This window comes from Amycolatopsis acidiphila (assembly GCF_021391495.1).
Taxonomy (GTDB): Bacteria; Actinomycetota; Actinomycetes; order Mycobacteriales; family Pseudonocardiaceae; genus Amycolatopsis_E; species Amycolatopsis_E acidiphila.
Genome location: NZ_CP090063.1, coordinates 4,296,289 through 4,315,396, shown reverse-complemented (window position 1 = coordinate 4,315,396; position 19,108 = coordinate 4,296,289). Strand labels below are relative to the sequence as shown.

The following is a 19,108-nucleotide window of genomic DNA, read 5'->3' as shown; positions in this document are numbered from 1 at the left end:
GCCCTTAGGATGCTGCACGTGGCTGAAGAGAACGAGAAGACCCCGGCGCCGACCGCGAAGCAGCTGGCCTCGGCGCGCAGGTTCGTCGCCGACCACGGCAAGCCCGCCAAGGGCGTGGTGGAGAACATCGGCCGGGCGGGCGCGCGTGTCGTGCTCGTCGGCGCCGACGGCGCGCTGGGCGACGTGATCGTGCCCGCCCCGGCCACCGGCGAGGCGCTCGTCGAGGCGGTCGAGGGCCTCGAACTCGCCGAATGGGACGCCGCGACCGTGAACGCGGTCAAGATCGGCGCCGAGCACCGCCACCGGATGGCCGGGCCCGCGGGCCGGCGCTAGCCCGGCGGGCGGGCCCGGCCATCCGGTCAGGCGATCCGCTTGGCCGCGAGCCGTTCGGGCTTGGGCCACCGGACGTCGCGCGCCCAGCGGAGCTTCTCGAAGAACCAGATCACCCGGGCCGACACGTCGACCTGGCCGCGCAGCACACCGTGCCGGGCGCAGGTCGGGTCGGCGTGGTGGGAGTTGTGCCAGGACTCGCCCATCGACAGGATCGCCAGCGGCCAGAAGTTGGCCGCCTTGTCGCGGCTGGCGAAGGGCCGGTCGCCGACCATGTGGCAGATCGAGTTCACCGACCAGGTCACGTGGTGCAGGAAGGCGATGCGCACCAGCCCGGCCCAGAAGAACGCGGTGACCGCGCCCCACCACGACCAGCTCAGCAGGCCGCCCAGCACCGCCGGCAGCGCGAGGCTCAGCGTGATCCACAGCCAGAAGTAGCGGTTGACCACCCGCAGGTCGCGGTCGGCGACCAGGTCCGGGGCGAAGCGGTCGTAGTTGGTGACCTCGCGCTGGAACATCCAGCCCATGTGGGCGTGCCAGAAGCCGCGCAGCAGGGCGGCCGGCGAGGTGCCGAACAGCCAGGGGGAGTGCGGGTCGCCGTCGCGGTCGGCGAACGCGTGGTGGCGGCGGTGGCTCGCGACCCAGAAGATCACCGAGCCCTGCACGGCCATGCTGCCCGCGATCGCCAGCGCCACCCGCAGCGGGCGGCCCGCCTTGAACGCGCCGTGGGTGAAGTAGCGGTGGTACCCGACGGTCACCCCGAGGGTGGCCACGGCGTAGAACGCCGCGGCGAGCGCGAGGTCGAGCCAGTTCAGGCCCCACCCCCAGGCCAGCGGCAGGGCGGCGAGCAACGCGGCGAACGGGATCAGCAGGAACGCCTTGAGCACGATCATCTGGCCGGTCGACCGGCTGTGCGAGACCAGGGGTTTCGCGCCGGGTCGGATGTCGGTGGCACTCATGCGGGAAATGACCTCACTCCGTTCCGGGGCGGAAGCCGGACAATCCGCCCTTTTGCCAGCCCTGAGCCTAGTGCCTCGGTCTGGCGCCTACACCGCTGCGGCGTTACGGCAGTATGACCTGTTGCGGTCCTGCCGTGTCACCCCGCCGCGGTGAGTTCCCCTGACTGTTGCGGGAAAACGTCACGGACCGGTGGTGCCCCGCGGTCGCGCGCGCCGCACCACAACGCCGCTGTCGCCACGATGACCAGCGCCGAGCCGAGGACGTGCAGCGAGACGAGGGCTTCGGGGACGCCCAGCGCGTACTGCACGACGCCGAGGACACCCTGCGCGACGGCGACCAGCCACACGACGCCGTAGCGGCGCCAGAGGCGCTGCGGGGCGCCCGTGCGCAACAGGGTGAGGCCGAAGACGGCGAGCACGATCAGGTACACCACCAGGATGCCGCTGTGGATCCGGGCGAGCGTCTCGATCGGCGCGTCGAGGCGGTGGGTGTTGGCATCGCCGCCGTGCGGGCCCGCGCCGGTGACGGTGGTGCCGGCGACCAGGATCGCCCACATCGCGACGACGAGGGCGGTCAGGAAGGCGCGCGCGATGGGCGGGACGAGCCTGCGGGGCGGCTCGTCGCCTTCGAGGAAACCGTGCAGCAGCAGCACCGCGAGCCAGATGAGCGGGGTGGAGACGAGGAAGTGGATCGCCACGGTCCACCACTCGAGCTTCGCGAGCACGGTCATCCCGCCGACGACGGCCTGCAGCACGACACCGCCGGGCATCGTCCAGGCGAGCACGAGGAGCCGCTTGCGGGGCGTGGCGAGGTGCACGCGCCACGCGGTGAGCACGGCCAGCACGGCGACGGCGATGACCACGCCGGTGAGCATCCGGTTGCCGAACTCGATCCACTGGTTGAGCGTGTGGTACTCGGAGTGCTCGACGGGGACCATGCTGCCGGGCTGGCACTGCGGCCAGGTCGAACAGCCCAGGCCGGACCCGGTGACCCGGACGACCGACCCGGTAACGCCGATCCCGGCCTGCGCCACCACCGCCGCGATGCCCACGGCCTTCTGGACGGCGCGCGAGGGGAGGGGCAACCGGGCGACGAGGGAGTTCACAGCCACGGATCGAGGATAGGCGCGGGACCTTGGTCCCATGGACAGCACCCCGCCCGGTCAGGTGAGGCGAGTGGTGCGCGTCGCGACGGCGCCCGCCACCGCGCCCCAGGCCAGCAGCACCACGACCGGCTCCCAGGCGAGCGTGCCGTTCACCAGTGCCTCGCGCAGGCCTTCGGCCAGTGCGCCCGAGGGCAACAGCTCCACGACGGCCGCCACGCCCGAGGGCAGCGCGGAGGGGGCCAGCAGGATGCCGCCCGCGAGCAGCAGCACGAACCACACGATGTTCGCCAGGGCCAGCACCGCCTCGGCCCGCAGCGACCCGCCCAGCAGGACGCCCAGCGCGCCGAAGCTCAGCGTGCCCAGCACGAGCAGCAGCACCGCCTCGGCCAGCCCCGCGCCGGAGGGGGACCAGCCCATCGCCGCCGCCACCAGGCCGAGCACGACGACCTGCAGCAGCACCACCACCAGCGCGGCCACGATCCGCCCGGCCACCAGCAGCCACCGCGGCAGCGCCGTCGCCGACAGGCGCTTGAGCACGCCGTAGCGCCGGTCGAAGCCGAGCGCGATCGCCTGCCCGGTGAAGGCCGAGGACATCACGGCCAGCGCGAAGATCCGCGGCGTCACCCAGTCCACCTTGGACACCTGGCCGAGGTCGCCGGTCGGCAGGATGTCCAGCAGCGTCAGGCCGATCAGCAGCGCGAGCGGGATCAGCAGCGTCAGCAGGATCTGCTCGCCGTGGCGCAGGGTGAGGCTCGTCTCGACCTTCGCGTGCGTCAGCAGCATCCGGCCGCGTCGCCCGGCGCCGGGCTCGGGCGTGAAGGTGCCCGGGGCGAACGTGCTCACGAGCGCAGCTCCCGTCCGGTCAGCTCGATGAAGACCTCTTCCAGGTCCCGCTTGCCCACGTGCAGCTCCTCCGCCAGCACGCCCTGCTGCGCGCACCACGAGGTCACGGTCGAGACGACCTGGGGGTCGACGTGGCCGAGCACGTGGTAGCTGCCCGGGGTGGGCTCGTGCACCTTGTACCCCTCCGGCAGCGCGGCCGAGAGCAGCTCGGTGTCGAGCCCGGCGCGGGCCTTGAACCGCAGCTGCGCCGCGTCGCCCTCCTCGGCGGTGAGCGCGGCGGGCGTGCCCTCCGCGATGACCCTGCCGTGGTCGACGATCACGACGTCGTCGGCCAGCGCCTCGGCCTCCTCCATCAGGTGTGTGGTCAACAGCACGCTCACCCCGTCGGCGCGCAGGGCGCCCAGAAGGTCCCACACCAGGCGGCGGGCCTGCGGGTCCATCCCCGCGGTCGGCTCGTCGAGGAACACCAGCTCCGGGCGCCCCACGAGCGCGCAGGCGAGCGACAGGCGCTGCTGCTGGCCCCCGGAGAGGCGTTTGAACGGGGTGCGGCGGACCTGCGACAGGCCGAGGATCTCCAGCAGCCACGCGGGATCCAGCGGTCGCGCGGCGCAGGAGGCGACCAGCCCGAGCATCTCGCCGGCCCGCACCCCCGGATACGCCCCGCCGCCCTGCGGCATCACGCCGATGCGCGGGCGCAGCGCCGCGCCCTCGCGCGCCGGGTCGAAGCCCAGCACGCGGACGCGGCCGGCATCGGGGCGCAGGAACCCCTCGCAGATCTCGACGGTGGTGGTCTTGCCGGCGCCGTTGGGCCCGAGCAGGGCGAGCAGGCGGCCCCGGTCCATCTTCAGGTCCAGGCCGTCGACCGCGGTCTTGGCGCCGTAGCGCTTCACCAGCCCGGTGATCTCGACGGCAGGTGTGCTCACGACCGACAAGCCTACGACCCCTTGCTATGTGACCGGCTTCGCGTCCCGCTTCAGCAGCATCGGCGCGGTGCGCCGCACCACCAGCAGGGCGATCACCACGACGACGAGCGCGGCGAGATAGGCCTGCAGCGGCACGTACGCGCGGCCGTCGAAGCTGCTGCCCGGTGGGGCGACGAGGAAGGCGACGACGGCGCTGACGATCATCGCCGCGACACGGAAGCGCGAGGTGCCCGCCGCGGCGGCGAGCGGGATGACCGCCCACAGCAGCCACCACGGCTGCATCGCCACGTGCAGCATCATGAACGCGCCGAGTGACACGCCGAGCCCGATGATGGGACGGTAGCGCCAGCGGAAGCTGTCCCACAGGAACTTGAGCGTGATGAGCGCGGCCACGATGGTGCCCGCGGTCTGCACGATGGACACCAGCGCGTCGGTGTGGTTGCCCAGCCCCAGCGCGATGCCCAGCACCCCGCCGAGGTTCGCGAGCTCGGCGGTGGGGGAGATCCAGCTGCGCACCAGCCCCGGCGTGCCCAGCGCGCCCACCCAGCCGAAGCCGAGCCCGGTGCCGTAGCACAGCGCCACCATCACGACGGCGAACACGGCGCTCATCAGCGCACACGCCTTGAGCAGGTCGGCGAGCCTGCCGTGCCAGCGCCGCGCGATCATCACCCCGAAGAAGCCGAGCGCGATCATCGCGTTGATCTTGACCGCGGCACCCAGCGTGATGACCACCGCGCCCAGCACGATGAACAGGATCTCCCCGCGTGCCAGCGGCGGCGGCGTGTCGCCCGCCACCCGCACCGGCAGCCGCCGGATGCCCAGCTCCAGCCCGGCCACCATCAGCCCGATGCCCAGCGCCTCGTTGTGCGCCCCGGCGACCAGGTGGAACAGCACGAGCGGGTTGGCCGCGCCGAGCCACAGCGCCGTCGCGGGCTCGACCCCGAACCGGCGCGCCAGCCGCGGCAGCGCCCAAATGATGAGCACCACGCCGACCAGCGCCATCGCGCGCTGCAGCAGCACCCCGGCGACGATGTCGTCGCCGACGATCCCGGAGATCCAGCTGCCCAGCTTGAGGAAAAGCGGCCCGTACGGCGCCGGGGTCTCGCGCCACATGTTCGACACGCCGCTGGTCAGCGGGTCGCCGACGCCCAGCGCCTGCGCCGGGCCGAGCGCGTACGGGTCCATCCCGCGGTGCACGATCTCGCTCTGGGCCAGGTAGCTGTAGACGTCGCGGGAGAACAGTGGCGGGATGAACATCAGTGGCGTCAGCCACATCACCAGCGTGCGGGTGAGCTGCGCGCGGCTGACCAGCCGGGCGCGGCCGGGCCGGGCGAACCGGCCCAGCATGAGCCAGCCGATGACGAGCATGCCCATGCCGGTGAAGGCGATGGCGAGCGAGACGGTCGGGATGCGGGAGAACAGCCGCAGCACGGGGATGTCCTGCACCGGGTTGAGCACCGGCGCGGCCCCGGCGCCGAGGGAGCCCAGGGCGAGGAAGAGTGCCCCGACCGTGCCGAACCGCCGGATCACGTCGAGTGCCCGCAGCTCGTTCTTCTCGAGGGGCCCGGTCGCCGGCGGCCCCACCGGCGACGCGGCAGGCCGCTCCCCGGTGTCCGGCTCGCCAACTACCACGAGAAGAGACTAGCGGCGGGGCGTAACGGCTCCGTTGAGGGCGGTGACGGTGACCCCGGTCACTGACGGTTGATCTGTCTTTGCCTCCCGGCCGGAAATACGACACACTTATGTTGTGAAAAACAGCGGCACACCTCAGGAGCACCCGGCTCCGGGTGCGGCCGTGCCCGCCCAGGCGACGGCCGAGGGGCGGACCAGGCACGAAGTGGCCCGCCTCCTGCTGGAGGACGGCCCGATGACCGCGGTCGTGGTCGCGGACCGGCTGGGCATCTCCCCGACGGCGGTGCGGCGTCACCTCGACGCACTGCTGGCCGACGGGGAGGCCGAAACGAGGGACGCGTCCCGGCGCGGCCCGCGTGGGCGCGGCCGTCCGGCCAAGCTCTTCCTGCTCACCGAGGCGGGACGGGCGCGGTTCGGGCACGCCTACGACGACCTCGCCGTGTCCGCGATCCGGTTCCTCGCCGAGCACGCGGGCGAGGACGCGGTCCGGGCGTTCGCCGAGCGCCGGGTCGCCTCGCTGGTCGAGCCGCACGAGAGCGCGGTCACCGAGCCGGCCGAGCCGGCACGGCGCGCCGAGGCCTTGGCCGCAGCGCTGACCAGGGAGGGTTACGCTGCGTCGACCCGTCAGGTCGGCAGCGGCGAACAGCTGTGCCAGCACCACTGCCCGGTCGCCCACGTCGCAGCTGAGTTCCCGCAGCTGTGCGAGGCGGAGACCGAGGCATTCGCCAAGCTGCTCGGCACCCACGTGCAGCGACTGGCGACCATCGCACACGGTGACTCCGTGTGCACGACCCACGTCCCGGCGGAGAGCCCGCAGGGACAACGAGCACGAACTCCGGATGGAGGAAGCGCATGACTGCCGCTGCCGAGCAGCGCAATCCCGCCACCGCGCCGCTGACCCAGGAACAGACGATCGACTCCCTGGGCAACTACGCGTTCGGCTGGGCCGACTCCGACGTCGCGGGCGCGAGCGCCCGCCGCGGGCTGAACACCGATGTCGTCACCGACATCTCCGCCAAGAAGTCCGAGCCGGAGTGGATGCTCGAGGCGCGCCTGAAGGCGCTGAAGCTCTTCGAGCGCAAGCCGATGCCGAACTGGGGCGCCGACCTCTCGGGCATCGACTTCGACAACATCAAGTACTTCGTCCGCTCGACCGAGAAGCAGGCGGCGAGCTGGGACGAGCTGCCCGAGGACATCAAGGCCACCTACGACAAGCTCGGCATCCCGGAGGCGGAGAAGCAGCGCCTCATCGCTGGCGTCGCGGCCCAGTACGAGTCCGAGGTCGTCTACCACCAGATCCGCGAGGACCTCGAGGCCCAGGGCGTGCTGTTCCTGGACACCGACACCGCGCTCAAGGAGCACCCGGAGATCTTCCGGGAGCACTTCGGCTCGGTGATCCCGGCCGGGGACAACAAGTTCTCCGCGCTGAACACCGCGGTGTGGTCCGGCGGCTCGTTCATCTACGTGCCGAAGGGCGTGCACGTGGACATCCCGCTGCAGGCCTACTTCCGGATCAACACCGAGAACATGGGCCAGTTCGAGCGGACGCTGATCATCGTCGACGAAGACGCCTACGTGCACTACGTCGAAGGCTGCACCGCGCCGATCTACAAGTCGGACTCGCTGCACTCGGCCGTCGTGGAGATCATCGTGAAGAAGGGCGGCCGCTGCCGCTACACGACGATCCAGAACTGGTCGAACAACGTCTACAACCTGGTCACCAAGCGCGCGAAGTGCGAAGAGGGCGCGACCATGGAGTGGATCGACGGCAACATCGGCTCCAAGGTGACGATGAAGTACCCGTCGGTGTTCCTCATGGGCGAGCACGCCAAGGGCGAGGTCCTCTCGGTCGCGTTCGCGGGCGAGGGCCAGCACCAGGACGCCGGCGCGAAGATGGAGCACCTGGCCCCGCACACCTCCTCGACGATCGTGTCGAAGTCGGTGGCGCGCGGCGGCGGCCGCACCTCCTACCGCGGCCTGGTCAGGGTCGCCAAGCGGGCGCACCACTCGCGCTCGACGGTGAAGTGCGACGCGCTGCTGGTGGACAACATCTCCCGCTCGGACACCTACCCCTACGTCGACATCCGCAACGACGACGTGTCCATGGGGCACGAGGCGACGGTGTCGAAGGTGAGCGAGGACCAGCTGTTCTACCTGATGTCGCGCGGCCTCACCGAGGACGAGGCGATGGCGATGGTGGTCCGCGGGTTCGTCGAGCCCATCGCGCGCGAGCTGCCGATGGAGTACGCGCTCGAGCTCAACCGCCTGATCGAACTGCAGATGGAAGGAGCCGTCGGCTGACATGACGGTGGCAAGCAACAACGTCGCGCAAGCCGCGGAGGTCACCGTCCCGGCCACTTCCCGCGCGGAGCGCTACACCGGGTACGACGTCGAGGCCTTCGAGGTTCCCGGCGGCCGCGAGGAGAACTGGCGGTTCACCCCGATGAAGCGGCTGCGGGGCCTGCACGACGGCACCGCGGTCGCCGACGGCGAGGTCAAGGTCGACGCCGACGCCGCGCCGGAGGTGCGCGTGGAGACCGTCGGCCGCGAGGACAACCGCCTCGGCCAGGCCGGGCAGCCCAGTGACCGGATCGCCGCCCAGGCGTACTCGTCGTTCACCTCGGCGACCGTGCTGACGGTGCCGAAGGAGACGCGGGCGTCGAAGCCGACGGTGCTGCGGCTGACCGGCCCGGGTGTGGGCAGCACCGCCTACGGGCACGTGCAGGTGCGGGCCGAGGCCTACGCCGAAGCCGCGATCGTGCTCGACCACGTGGGCTCGGGCACCTACGCCGACAACATCGAGTTCGTCATCGGCGAGGGCGCGACGCTGACCGTGGTCAGCGTGCAGGACTGGGCCGACGACGCGGTGCACGTCTCCGAGCAGCACCTGGCGCTCGGCAAGGACGCGACGCTCAAGCACATCGTGGTCACCCTCGGCGGGGACCTGGTGCGCGTGTCGCCCACGGCGACCTTCGCCGACCGGGGCGGCGACGTCGAGATGCTGGGGCTGTACTTCGCCGACGCGGGGCAGCACCAGGAGCACCGGCTGTTCGTCGACCACGCGGAGACGAACTGCAAGTCGCGCGTGATGTACAAGGGCGCGCTGCAGGGCGACGGCGCGCACGCCGTGTGGATCGGCGACGTGCTGATCCGCGCCGCGGCCGAGGGCACCGACACCTACGAGCTCAACCGCAACCTGGTGCTCACCGAGGGCGCGCGCGCCGACTCGGTGCCGAACCTGGAGATCGAGACCGGCGAGATCGCCGGCGCGGGGCACGCGAGTGCGACGGGAAGATTCGACGACGAGCAGTTGTTCTACCTGCAGTCGCGCGGGATCGAGGAGGAGACCGCACGCCGGCTGGTGGTCCGCGGGTTCTTCCACGAGATCCTGATGAAGATCGACATCCCGGAGGTGCGCGAGCGCCTTCAGCAGGCGATCGAGACCGAGCTCGAAGCCGTCGGCAGCTGACCTTCCCCGCCACCACGAAAGACGAAAGAAACCTCATGGCCACACTGGAAATCAAGGATCTGCACGCCGGCGTCACGACCGACGAGGGCGCCAAGGAGATCCTCAAGGGCGTCAACCTGACGATCCGCCCCGGCGAGACCCACGCGATCATGGGCCCCAACGGCTCGGGCAAGTCGACGCTGTCCTACGCGATCGCCGGGCACCCCAAGTACGAGGTGACCTCCGGCGAGGTGCTGCTGGACGGCGAGAACGTGCTCGACATGACGGTCGACGAGCGGGCGCGCGCCGGGCTGTTCCTGGCGATGCAGTACCCCGTCGAGGTGCCCGGCGTGTCCATGTCGAACTTCCTGCGCACCGCCGTCACCGCCGTGCGCGGCGAGGCGCCGAAGGTGCGGCACTGGGTCAAGGAAGTCAAGGACGAGATGACCAAGCTGGAGATCTCGCCCGAGTTCGCCGAGCGCAGCGTGAACGAGGGCTTCTCCGGCGGAGAGAAGAAGCGTCACGAGATCCTGCAGCTGGCGCTGCTCAAGCCGAAGATCGCGATCCTGGACGAGACCGACTCGGGCCTCGACGTCGACGCGCTGCGGATCGTCTCCGAGGGCGTCAACGAGTACAAGGCGTCGGGCGAGACCGGCGTCATGCTGATCACCCACTACACCCGGATCCTGCGCCACATCACCCCGGACTTCGTGCACGTCTTCGCGGGCGGGCGGATCGTCGAGTCCGGCGGCAAGGAGCTGGCGGACGAGCTGGAGGAGAACGGCTACGTCAAGTACGTGGGTGCTGCCGCCATCTGAGCTTTCCCCCGAACTGACACCGAGAGAGGAGTTGGCGCGTGACCACGAGTTCGGACGCCAACACGACGGCCACGTCGCTGGATGTCGCTGCGGTGCGCGCCGACTTCCCCATCCTGTCGCGTACCGTCCGCGACGGGAAACCCTTGGTGTACCTCGACTCCGGCGCCACCTCGCAGCGGCCGGTCCAGGTCCTCGACGCCGAGCGGAAGTTCCTGGAGACCTCCAACGCGGCGGTGCACCGCGGGGCGCACCAGCTCGCCGAGGAGGCCACGGACGCCTACGAGTACGCCAGGGCGCGGACAGCCGAGTTCGTCGGGGCCGACCAGGGCGAGCTGGTGTTCACCAAGAACGCCACCGAGGGCATCAACCTCGTCGCCTACGCGATGAGCAACGCGGCCACCGAACCGGATCCCGCGGCGAAGCGCTTCGTCGTCGGGCCCGGGGACGAGATCGTCATCACCGCGATGGAGCACCACGCGAACCTGGTGCCCTGGCAGCAGCTGTGCCAGCGCACCGGGGCGACGCTGCGCTGGTTCGACCTGACCGACGAGTTCCGCCTCGACCTGTCCAACCTGGACGAGCTGGTCAACGAGCGCACCAAGCTGGTCGCGTTCGTGCACCAGTCGAACGTGCTCGGCACGATCAACCCGGTCGAGCCGATCGTGCGCCGGGCGCGGGAGGTCGGCGCGCTGACCCTGCTCGACGCGTGCCAGTCGGTGCCGCACTTCCCGGTGGACTTCCACCGGATGGACGTGGACTTCGCGGTGTTCTCCGGGCACAAGATGCTCGCCCCGTCGGGGATCGGTGTCCTTTACGGACGGCGCGAGCTGCTCGAGGCGATGCCGGCGTTCCTGACCGGCGGCTCGATGATCGAGCTGGTCACCCTGGAGCGCACCACGTTCGCGCCGCCGCCGCAGAAGTTCGAGGCGGGGGTGCCGATGACCTCGCAGGCGGTCGGGCTCGGTGCCGCGGTGGACTACCTCACCGCGATCGGCATGGACAAGGTCGCCGAGCACGAGCACGCGCTCGCCGAGGCCGCGCTCGCCGGGCTGTCGCAGATCGAGGGCGTGCGGCTGATCGGTCCTGGCGACACGAAGGACCGCGGCGCGACGATCGCGTTCGTGATCGACGGCGTGCACCCGCACGACGCCGGCCAGGTGCTCGACAGCCTGGGTATCGCGGTGCGCGTCGGGCACCACTGCGCGTGGCCGCTGCATCGGGTGTGCCAGGTGCCCGCGACCGTGCGCGCCACGTTCTACCTGTACAACGATCTGTCCGAAGTGGACGCCCTGGTGCGCGGGGTCCGCGAGGCGCAGCGCTTCTTCGGAGTGGCCTGATGAACCTGGAGTCGATGTACCAGGACATCATCCTGGACCACTACAAGCACCCGCACGGGCGCGGCCTGCGCGACCCCTTCGACGCCGAGTCGTTCCAGGTCAACCCGACCTGTGGCGACGAGGTGACGCTGCGGCTGAAGCTCGACGGGGACACCGTCGCCGACATCTCCTACGACGGGCAGGGCTGTTCGATCAGCCAGGCCTCGACCTCGGTGCTGACCGACCTGGTCGTCGGCAAGCCGGTGGGGGAGGCGCTCAAGACGATGGACAAGTTCGTCGAGCTGATGCAGGGGCGCGGCCAGGTGGAGCCGGACGAGGACGTGCTCGAGGACGGCGTCGCGTTCGCCGGGGTCGCCAAGTATCCGGCGCGGGTGAAATGCGCTCTACTGGGATGGATGGCTTTCAAGGACGCGCTCGTCAAGACCGGAGGCCTGGATGAGTGAGTGCGAAACGGGAGCGCGCCGGGCGAGGACCGACCGGGTGCGGGTGTCCCGCGAGAACGCAGAGGGAGCGACGGCATGACCGAGGAACAGACGCAGACCCGCGAGGGCCGTTCGGCCGCCGACCTGCCCGAGCAGGCGCAGCCCGGCGGTGACGTGGCGAAGATCGAGGACATCGAAGAGGCCATGCGCGACGTGGTCGACCCCGAGCTCGGCATCAACGTCGTCGACCTCGGCCTGGTCTACGACATCCACGTGGACGCCGACAACACCGCGACGCTGGACATGACACTGACGTCGGCGGCCTGCCCGCTGACCGACGTGATCGAGGACCAGACGGCGTCGGTGCTCGTCGGGAGCGCGGGCGTGGTCAAGGACTTCCGCATCAACTGGGTGTGGATGCCGCCGTGGGGCCCGGAGAAGATCACCGAGGACGGTCGCGAGCAGCTGCGCGCCCTCGGCTTCACCGTCTAGTTCGTTTCGCGAGAACCCCTTCCCGGCCTCGGCCGGGGAGGGGTTCTTCGCGCCGGTTCGCCGGTCGCCGTGCTTCGCGCTCGGCTGCGGTGCCCCTTCAGTACTTTCGGTGGTATTGAAGGGGGACCGAGCATCCCTATCGTCTCCCTTGCACGTGAATTCCCAACCGCAAGGAGGGTGATGGGCATGCTTGGCAGGCGGGTGCTCGTGGGGGCGCTGGCCGTGGCCCTCCCGTTCGGCGTCCAGCTCGGTCTGGGCGCGAGCGCGGACGCGGCCGGGGTGACCACGTTGTACTACAGCTCGGCCGGCGCGCCGGACTACCTCACCCAGATCGACCAGGCGGCGACGAACTGGAACGCGGCGGTGTCCGACGTGCGGCTGGTCAAGGGCGGTTCGGCGACGATCGTGTTCCACGAGACCGACGACGGGCAGGGCTCCTACACCAGTACCGACGGCCACGGGCACGGCCAGGTCTACATCGACCGGCAGCAGGTCGAAGAGGGCTTCGCCCCCACCAGGATCGCCGCGCACGAACTGGGCCACAACCTCGGGCTGCCCGACGACTACACCGGTCCCTGCTCGGAGATCATGTCCGGGCACGGTCCCGGCACGTCGTGCACGAACGCCGTCCCGGACGCCGCGGAGGCGGCGCAGGTCCAGCAGAACTGGGTGAACGGCTTCGCCGCGGCCGGCCCCGAACGGGCGGCGCGCTAAGCGGTGTGGTCGAGGATCGGCCGGGGCTCGGGCAGGGGGCGGCGGCCCCGCAGGATCTCGACCCGCTCGGTGTCCGGGCGGCCCAGCACCCAGCTCGACCCCGGCACGGCCTTCGCGCGCTTCTTCAGGGGCGCCAGGCGCCGGGAGGCCTCGCGGTAGGACGAGATGGTCGAGGTGGCGCACACCAGGGTCGCGAGCGACACCGTGACCGGCATGCCCTCGGCGGACCACGGCGTGTCCAGCAGCGCGCCCGCGATCTTGCCGATCTCGTCGACGTCGCAGGCGATGAGGAAGTCGTCCCCGCCGACATGGCTCACGGTCATCCGCGGCAGCCGCGAGGCCAGGTCGGTCAGCGTCCGGCCGAGCGCGCGGATCAGGTCGTCGCCCGCGGCGAACCCGGCGTTGTCGTTGACGGCCTTGAACGAGTCGACGTCGAGCCAGGCGGTCACGAACGGCTCGCGGCAGGCGATCCGGCGGTCGATGTCGCGGGCGACGGTCTCGCTGCCGGGCAGCCGGGTGAGCGGGTTGAGCGCCGCGGCCTCCTCGACCTTCGCCTCGGCCACCCCGCGCACGACCTCGGTCACCAGCACCACGCCCAGGCAGCGGCCCTGCTCGTCGACCACGACCACGTCGTCGCCGGTGCGGCCCCAGTCGGCGTCGGTGACCAGCTCCAGCAGCTCCAGCGCGCCGGCGTCGGCGTGGATCACGTGCGGCGAGTCCGCCAGCCGGGCGGCCGGGCGCCTCGCGTGCAGGGCGTGCCCGTAGGGACCGGTGACCGCGACGAGGAACCGCGTCCGGTCCACCGACCACTGTGGACGGTCGTGCTCGTCGACGCCGACGATGCCGGTCGGCTCGTCGCCCGCGGCGAGCGCGGTGCGCACCTCGTCACAGGTCGCCGCCTGGGGCAGGGTGCTCGCCGGGCGCAGGAAGTCCCGCACCCGCGGGGCGGCCAGAGACCCCGGCACCGCCCGCTCGTCGGGTTCGGGGGTGGCGGGGGTGAGCAGGTGGGTCCAGTTGACGCCGTCGGCGGCCGGAGCGAACAGGTTGCCCTGCGCGATCCGGACCCCCAGTTTCCGGACGGCGGTCAGCTGGGCCTCTGTCTCGATACCGGTCGCGACGAGCCTGGTGTTCGTGCGCGAGGTGTAGTGCAGCAGCGACTCCACGACCGCGACGGACGCGGCGTTGGACGGCAGGGCGCCCAGCACGGTGCGGTCCAGCTTCAGCAGGTCGACGGGTGCGGAGGCGAGCAGGGCGAACGGCAGGTCGGCGCGGCCGAGGCCGTCGAGCGCGAGCCGGAAGCCGAGCTCGGCGAGCCGGTGCAGGCCGGCCAGGAGCTGCTCGGGCCACACCTGCGCGAACGGCGGCCCGATCTCCAGCACCACCTCGCGGGGCCGGCGGCGGGCCCGCGCGAGCGCGTCGAGCAGCGGGTCGAACGCCGTCTCGGGCGCGGCGGCGGTGGGCGCGGTCAGGTTCAGGTGCAGGGGGAGCAACGTCTCGTGCCGGGCCTCGGCCCGCACCGCGTCGGCGGCGAGCGCGACGTCGACCTCGGCCAGCCGTTGCTCGCGGTGCGCGCGGTCGAGCAGTTCGTGCACCGAGCCCTTGACAGGGCGGGCGAGGGCTTCGAGCGCGACGATGCCGCCGGTGTGCAGGCTGTACAACGGCTGGAAGGCGAACCGGACGGCATTCGGGGACGCGCGCACGAAGCCGATACTCGCCGGTCAGACGGCGTTTCTCCACAGATGTCGACTGATGTTCACCGGGGCGTCCCGAGAGTTCGCCGGAACGGCCGTATCGCCGGGCGGTTTCCCAGCATCCGGGACGTGGCGGTCGCGCCGGGCCCGCCGCGCGTCGCTAGCCTTGCCGGATGGACAGCGATCTCCGGGCCCGCCGCAGGGATGACGCGGCGGAGGCCGCCACCACCTGGTCGGATCTGGCGGACAACCCGTTCCGCGCCGATCGCGACCGGATCGTGGCGTCCCCGTTCTTCGCCAGGCTCGGCGGGGTCACCCAGGTCGTCAGCGCGGCGGGGTCCGGGCTGCTGCACAACCGGCTCACGCACAGCCTGAAGGTCGCGCAGGTCGCCAGGGCGATCAGCGACCGGCTGCTCGCCACGCCCGACGCGGCCGAGCTGATCGGCAAGTTCGGCGGCCTCGAACCGGACGTCGCCGAGGCCGCGGCGCTCGCCCACGACCTGGGGCACCCACCGTTCGGGCATCTGGGCGAGCAGGTGCTCGACCGGGTGGCCCGGCACCGCTTCGGCCTCGCCGACGGGTTCGAGGGCAACGCGCAGAGCTTCCGCATCCTGACCACCACCGACGTGCGCGGACCGTCCGCGGTCGGCCTCGACCTGACGGCGGCGGTGCGCGCCGCGGTGCTGAAGTACCCGTGGGCCCGGCTGCACCGGCCCGAGCCGCACCCCTCGGCGATGCCGAACCCGCCGCGCGGGGCCGCCGAGCCCGCCGACGCGCCGGGCACCGGGTCGAGCAAGTTCTCCGCCTACAGCACCGAGCTCGACGACGTGGAGGGGGCGCGGGCACCGTACGCCGGGCTGATCGAGCCGTGGCAGCAGACGATCGAGGCCTCGGTGATGGACACCGCCGACGACATCGCCTACGCCATCCACGACATCCAGGACTTCCACCGGATCGGCGTGCTGCAGCACGCCCCGGTCGCCACCGAGCTGGGGCAGTGGCTGGCGCACGCGCTCGAACTGGCCGGTTTGGACAGTGCGACGCTCGCGGCCCAGACGCGGCGGCCCGGCCGGTCGCTGGAGCTGCTGCGCCGCCGGATGCACGCGCGCGACTCGTGGGTCGTCGACGACGACGCGTTCGCCGACGCGGTCGCGCGGGTGCACACCGAGCTGGTCGACGGCCTGCTCGCCAGCGGGTTCGACGGCTCGATCGAGGCCGAGCAGGCCACCGCAGCGTTCTCCGCGCGGTGGACCTCGCGGCTGGTCGGCGGGATCACCGTGCTGGAGTCGCCGAGCACCCGGTCCGGGCACGTCACGCTGCGCCCGGCGCAGTGGCACGAGGTGGCTGTACTCAAGTTCGTGCACCGCCAGTTCGTGCTGCTGCGGCCCGAGCTGGCGCTGCACCAGCGCGGGCAGGCCAGCCTGATCACCACCCTGGTCGACGCGCTCGACGCCTGGCTCGGCGACCGGGACGAGGAGTCGAGGCTGCCGCGCCGGCTGCACGACCTGGTCGAGCTGGCGTACGCCGAGTTCACCGAGCTGGCCTCGGTCTCGCCGGAGCTGCTCGTCGGCGCGACCGGCGAACCGGTCACGGGCGAGGACGCCGTGCGCGGGCTCGCGCGCGGCCGGGCGGTGATCGACTTCGTGTCCTCGCTGACCGACCGGCAGGCGGTGTCCCTGCTGGACGCGCTGTCGGGCCGGTCTTCCCAGCCGTGGTCGGACTCGTTCGTGTTATGACCGGCGGGCGGGAGGCGCCGGGCGGGGGCCGGGTGGTGCAGGTGTCACCGGAGCGGCTCGCCGGCTGGTTCGACGGCTTCGCCCGGCGCAACGGCGGGATCAGCGACACCGCGGCGACCGAGACCGAAGTGGTCGTGACGGGCGGCAACGGCGCGACGGCGACGGTGGTGGTGCCGTTCCCGCCGCTGACCGGCACCGGGCCGCCGACCGTCCGGCTGGTCGTCCACGCGAAGCGCCCCCGCCGGATCGGCCTGCTGCTGGTGCGGCTCGGGGCGCACAGCCTCGGGATCGCCGAGAACGGCAAGGTCCTCCTCTCGCGCACCGACCGGCACCACGTGCACGGCCGGTCGGCCGCGGGCGGCTGGTCGCAGCAGCGGTTCGCCCGGCGGCGCGAGGAACAGGCCCGGCACGCGATGCGCGACGTCGCGGACGACGGCGTCGAGGTGCTCGTCCCGCGGCTGGCGGAACTGGCCGCCGTCGTGCTCGGCGGGGACCGGCACGCGCTCGACGAGCTGCGTGGCGACAGCCGGCTCGAACCGCTGTTCGCCCTTGCGGCACAACGGGTTCTGGACGTGGTCGAGCCACGGCGGGCGGTGCTCGACGAAGCCGCGGAGCGCGCACGGGACGTGGAGATCCTGCTCCGGCCGGGGTGAGCCCGGCCACCGCGGGGAAGACCGGTGGCCCCCGCTCGCTACACTGGTCGTGTGGGGTACCTGGAGATTCTCAGGGAATAGCGGTTCGCGCCCGGCCTGACGCCGGGCCACCGCACGCTGCCCTCATCCGCCCGCCTCCGGGAGTTCTCTTGATCACGGCCACCGGCCTCGAGCTGCGCGCCGGTTCGCGCATCCTGCTCGCCGACACCACCCTGCGCATCCAGCCGGGCGACCGCATCGGCCTCGTCGGCCGCAACGGCGCCGGCAAGACGACCACGCTCAAGGTCCTCGCCGGCGAGGGCGAGCCCTACTCCGGCGACGTCCGCCACGGCAGCGAGATCGGCTACCTGCCGCAGGACCCGCGCGAAGGCGACCTGTCCGTCACCGCCAAGGACCGCGTGCTGTCCGCGCGCGGCCTGGACGCATTGCTGCGCGACATGGAGAAGGCGCAGACGGCGATGTCGGAGCTCGTCGACGACAACGCGCGCGACCGGGCGATCCGCAAGTACGGCCGGCTCGAGGAGCGGTTCGCCGCACTCGGCGGCTACGCCGCGGAGAGCGAAGCCGCGCGAATCTGCGCGAATCTCGGCCTGGCCGAGCGCGTTCTCACACAGTCGCTGCGCACGCTCTCCGGCGGGCAGCGCCGTCGCGTCGAGCTGGCCCGGATCCTGTTCGCCGCCTCGGATGTCGGCTCCTCGGGCCGCTCGGACACGATCCTGCTGCTGGACGAGCCGACCAACCACCTCGACGCCGACTCCATCAACTGGCTGCGCGGCTTTCTCAAGTCGCACGAGGGCGGGCTGGTGATCATCAGCCACGACGTCGAGCTGCTCGACGAGGTGGTCAACAAGGTGTGGTTCCTCGACGCCACCCGCGGCGAGCTCGACCACTACAACATGAACTGGAAGCGTTACCTCGAAGCGCGCGCGACCGACGAGAAGCGCCGTCGCCGCGAGCGGGCGAACGCGGAGAAGAAGGCCTCGGCCCTGCAGCAGCAGGCCGCGAAGCTCGGCGCGAAGGCCACCAAGGCGGTCGCGGCGAAGAACATGGCGCGCCGGGCCGAGCAGATGCTGGCGAGCCTCGACGAGACGCGCCACGCCGACAAGGTCGCGCACATCAAGTTCCCCGCGCCCGCCCCCTGCGGCCGCACGCCGCTCACCGCCGAGGAACTGTCCAAATCGTACGGATCGCTGGAGATCTTCACCGGCGTCGACCTCGCGATCGACCGCGGCTCGAAGGTTGTGGTGCTGGGGCTCAACGGCGCGGGCAAGACGACGCTGCTGCGGTTGCTGGGCGGCATGGAGAAGCCCGACACCGGGCAGGTCGTGCCGGGGCACGGGCTTCGGCTGGGCTACTACGCGCAGGAACACGAGACGCTGGACCACGACGCGAGCGTGTGGGAGAACATCCGCCACCTCGCCCCGGACACCGGCGCCCAGGAGCTGCGGAACCTGCTCGGCTCCTTCCTGTTCACCGGCGAGCAGCTCGACCAGCCCGCGGGCACCCTTTCCGGCGGCGAGAAAACCCGCCTCGCGCTGGCGGGCCTGGTGTCCAGCGCGGCGAACGTGCTGTTGCTCGACGAGCCCACGAACAACCTCGACCCCGCCAGCCGCGCGCAGGTGCTGGACGCGTTGCGCAGCTACAGCGGCGCAGTCGTCCTGGTGACGCACGACCCCGGCGCGGTCGAGGCGCTCGAGCCCGAGCGGGTGATCCTGTTGCCCGACGGCACCGAGGACCACTGGTCGGCCGACTACCTCGAGCTCGTGCAGCTGGCCTGATCCAATCCGCCCGTCGCCGCTCGATAGTCGAGCGGCGCGGGCGGTGACTGGCCGCCAACAATAACGGGACCCGGTGAATACGGGGCCCAGGTGTTTAGTTGTTGTAGGCAACCACACTGAAATGGCCCAATATCGACCGTTTCCGAGGATTTTTTCGCTCGTCGCCTGGCATTCCGCGGCGCGGTGATCGATCATTGCCTGTGCAGGGCCGCGACAGGCCCCGAAC

The 19,108-nt window shown here is 71.5% G+C and carries 18 protein-coding genes; 12 read left to right on the top strand and 6 right to left on the bottom strand.

The genetic code is table 11. The features are described from left to right. Positions 1-18: 18 nt before the first annotated feature. The gene (locus LWP59_RS21005; RefSeq protein ID WP_144642502.1) at positions 19-333 is read left to right on the top strand and encodes a hypothetical protein; all 315 of its coding nucleotides are present in this window, start codon (positions 19-21) and stop codon (positions 331-333) included. A 26-nt stretch (positions 334-359) separates the two neighbouring features. Here LWP59_RS21005 and LWP59_RS21000 read toward each other — a convergent pair whose 3' ends face one another. The 5 genes from LWP59_RS21000 to mptB all read right to left on the bottom strand — a co-directional run bounded on the left by LWP59_RS21000 (position 360) and on the right by mptB (position 5,793). Next, positions 360-1,289 carry an acyl-CoA desaturase gene (locus tag LWP59_RS21000; RefSeq protein WP_144642501.1) on the bottom strand — a complete coding sequence of 310 codons (930 nt, stop codon included), beginning with the start codon at positions 1,287-1,289 and terminating at the stop codon, positions 360-362. A 137-nt stretch (positions 1,290-1,426) separates the two neighbouring features. After that, positions 1,427-2,401 carry a COX15/CtaA family protein gene (locus LWP59_RS20995; RefSeq protein WP_144642500.1) on the bottom strand — a complete coding sequence of 325 codons (975 nt, stop codon included), beginning with the start codon at positions 2,399-2,401 and terminating at the stop codon, positions 1,427-1,429. A gap of 51 nt (positions 2,402-2,452) precedes the next feature. Further along, positions 2,453-3,178, bottom strand: coding sequence for an ABC transporter permease (locus LWP59_RS20990; RefSeq protein ID WP_186383405.1), 726 nt, complete (start codon positions 3,176-3,178; stop codon positions 2,453-2,455). Between the two features lie 56 nt (positions 3,179-3,234). Beyond that, positions 3,235-4,161 carry an ABC transporter ATP-binding protein gene (locus LWP59_RS20985; RefSeq protein WP_144642498.1) on the bottom strand — a complete coding sequence of 309 codons (927 nt, stop codon included), beginning with the start codon at positions 4,159-4,161 and terminating at the stop codon, positions 3,235-3,237. A 24-nt stretch (positions 4,162-4,185) separates the two neighbouring features. Continuing rightward, positions 4,186-5,793, bottom strand: a complete 1,608-nt coding sequence (mptB, locus tag LWP59_RS20980) for a polyprenol phosphomannose-dependent alpha 1,6 mannosyltransferase MptB (RefSeq protein WP_144642497.1) — start codon at positions 5,791-5,793, stop codon at positions 4,186-4,188. Positions 5,794-5,908: 115 nt separating this feature from the next. Here mptB and LWP59_RS20975 point away from each other — a divergent pair, with 115 nt between their 5' ends. The 8 genes from LWP59_RS20975 (at position 5,909) to LWP59_RS20940 (ending at position 13,024) form a co-directional block, all read left to right on the top strand. Next, positions 5,909-6,649 (top strand): helix-turn-helix transcriptional regulator, encoded by a 741-nt coding sequence (locus tag LWP59_RS20975; protein WP_186383403.1) that lies wholly within the window; start codon positions 5,909-5,911, stop codon positions 6,647-6,649. After that, on the top strand, positions 6,646-8,094 hold the full coding sequence (gene sufB, locus LWP59_RS20970; RefSeq protein WP_144642495.1) for a Fe-S cluster assembly protein SufB: 1,449 nt from the start codon (positions 6,646-6,648) through the stop codon (positions 8,092-8,094). The genes LWP59_RS20975 and sufB overlap by 4 nt, the downstream gene beginning before the upstream one ends. 1 nt (position 8,095) lies before the next feature. Continuing rightward, positions 8,096-9,262: a Fe-S cluster assembly protein SufD gene (gene sufD, locus LWP59_RS20965; RefSeq protein ID WP_144642494.1), complete on the top strand. Its 1,167-nt coding sequence runs from the start codon at positions 8,096-8,098 to the stop codon at positions 9,260-9,262. Positions 9,263-9,297: 35 nt separating this feature from the next. Further along, entirely contained in the window at positions 9,298-10,059 is a 762-nt protein-coding gene (sufC, locus tag LWP59_RS20960) for a Fe-S cluster assembly ATPase SufC (RefSeq protein ID WP_144642493.1), read from the top strand. Between the two features lie 38 nt (positions 10,060-10,097). Beyond that, positions 10,098-11,396: a cysteine desulfurase gene (locus LWP59_RS20955; protein WP_144642492.1), complete on the top strand. Its 1,299-nt coding sequence runs from the start codon at positions 10,098-10,100 to the stop codon at positions 11,394-11,396. Continuing rightward, positions 11,396-11,839, top strand: a complete 444-nt coding sequence (gene sufU, locus LWP59_RS20950; RefSeq protein ID WP_144642491.1) for a Fe-S cluster assembly sulfur transfer protein SufU — start codon at positions 11,396-11,398, stop codon at positions 11,837-11,839. The genes LWP59_RS20955 and sufU overlap by 1 nt, the downstream gene beginning before the upstream one ends. A gap of 75 nt (positions 11,840-11,914) precedes the next feature. Continuing rightward, the gene (locus tag LWP59_RS20945) at positions 11,915-12,310 is read left to right on the top strand and encodes a metal-sulfur cluster assembly factor (protein WP_144642490.1); all 396 of its coding nucleotides are present in this window, start codon (positions 11,915-11,917) and stop codon (positions 12,308-12,310) included. Between the two features lie 186 nt (positions 12,311-12,496). After that, positions 12,497-13,024: a snapalysin family zinc-dependent metalloprotease gene (locus tag LWP59_RS20940; protein ID WP_144642530.1), complete on the top strand. Its 528-nt coding sequence runs from the start codon at positions 12,497-12,499 to the stop codon at positions 13,022-13,024. On the opposite strand, the gene LWP59_RS20935 is transcribed toward LWP59_RS20940, so the two are convergent. Further along, positions 13,021-14,724, bottom strand: coding sequence for a GGDEF domain-containing protein (locus tag LWP59_RS20935; RefSeq protein ID WP_144642489.1), 1,704 nt, complete (start codon positions 14,722-14,724; stop codon positions 13,021-13,023). The genes LWP59_RS20940 and LWP59_RS20935 overlap by 4 nt on opposite strands. 164 nt (positions 14,725-14,888) lie before the next feature. Here LWP59_RS20935 and LWP59_RS20930 point away from each other — a divergent pair, with 164 nt between their 5' ends. From LWP59_RS20930 to LWP59_RS20920, 3 genes are all read left to right on the top strand, one after another. After that, complete coding sequence (locus LWP59_RS20930) at positions 14,889-16,451, top strand: deoxyguanosinetriphosphate triphosphohydrolase family protein (protein WP_144642488.1); 1,563 nt, start codon at positions 14,889-14,891, stop codon at positions 16,449-16,451. Beyond that, positions 16,448-17,104 carry an acVLRF1 family peptidyl-tRNA hydrolase gene (locus LWP59_RS20925; protein ID WP_191334777.1) on the top strand — a complete coding sequence of 219 codons (657 nt, stop codon included), beginning with the start codon at positions 16,448-16,450 and terminating at the stop codon, positions 17,102-17,104. The genes LWP59_RS20930 and LWP59_RS20925 overlap by 4 nt, the downstream gene beginning before the upstream one ends. Positions 17,105-17,253: 149 nt before the next feature. Next, a complete protein-coding gene (locus LWP59_RS20920; protein ID WP_144643134.1) occupies positions 17,254-18,882 on the top strand; it encodes an ABC-F family ATP-binding cassette domain-containing protein in 1,629 nt (542 codons plus the stop codon). The last annotated feature ends 226 nt before the right edge of the window (positions 18,883-19,108 follow it).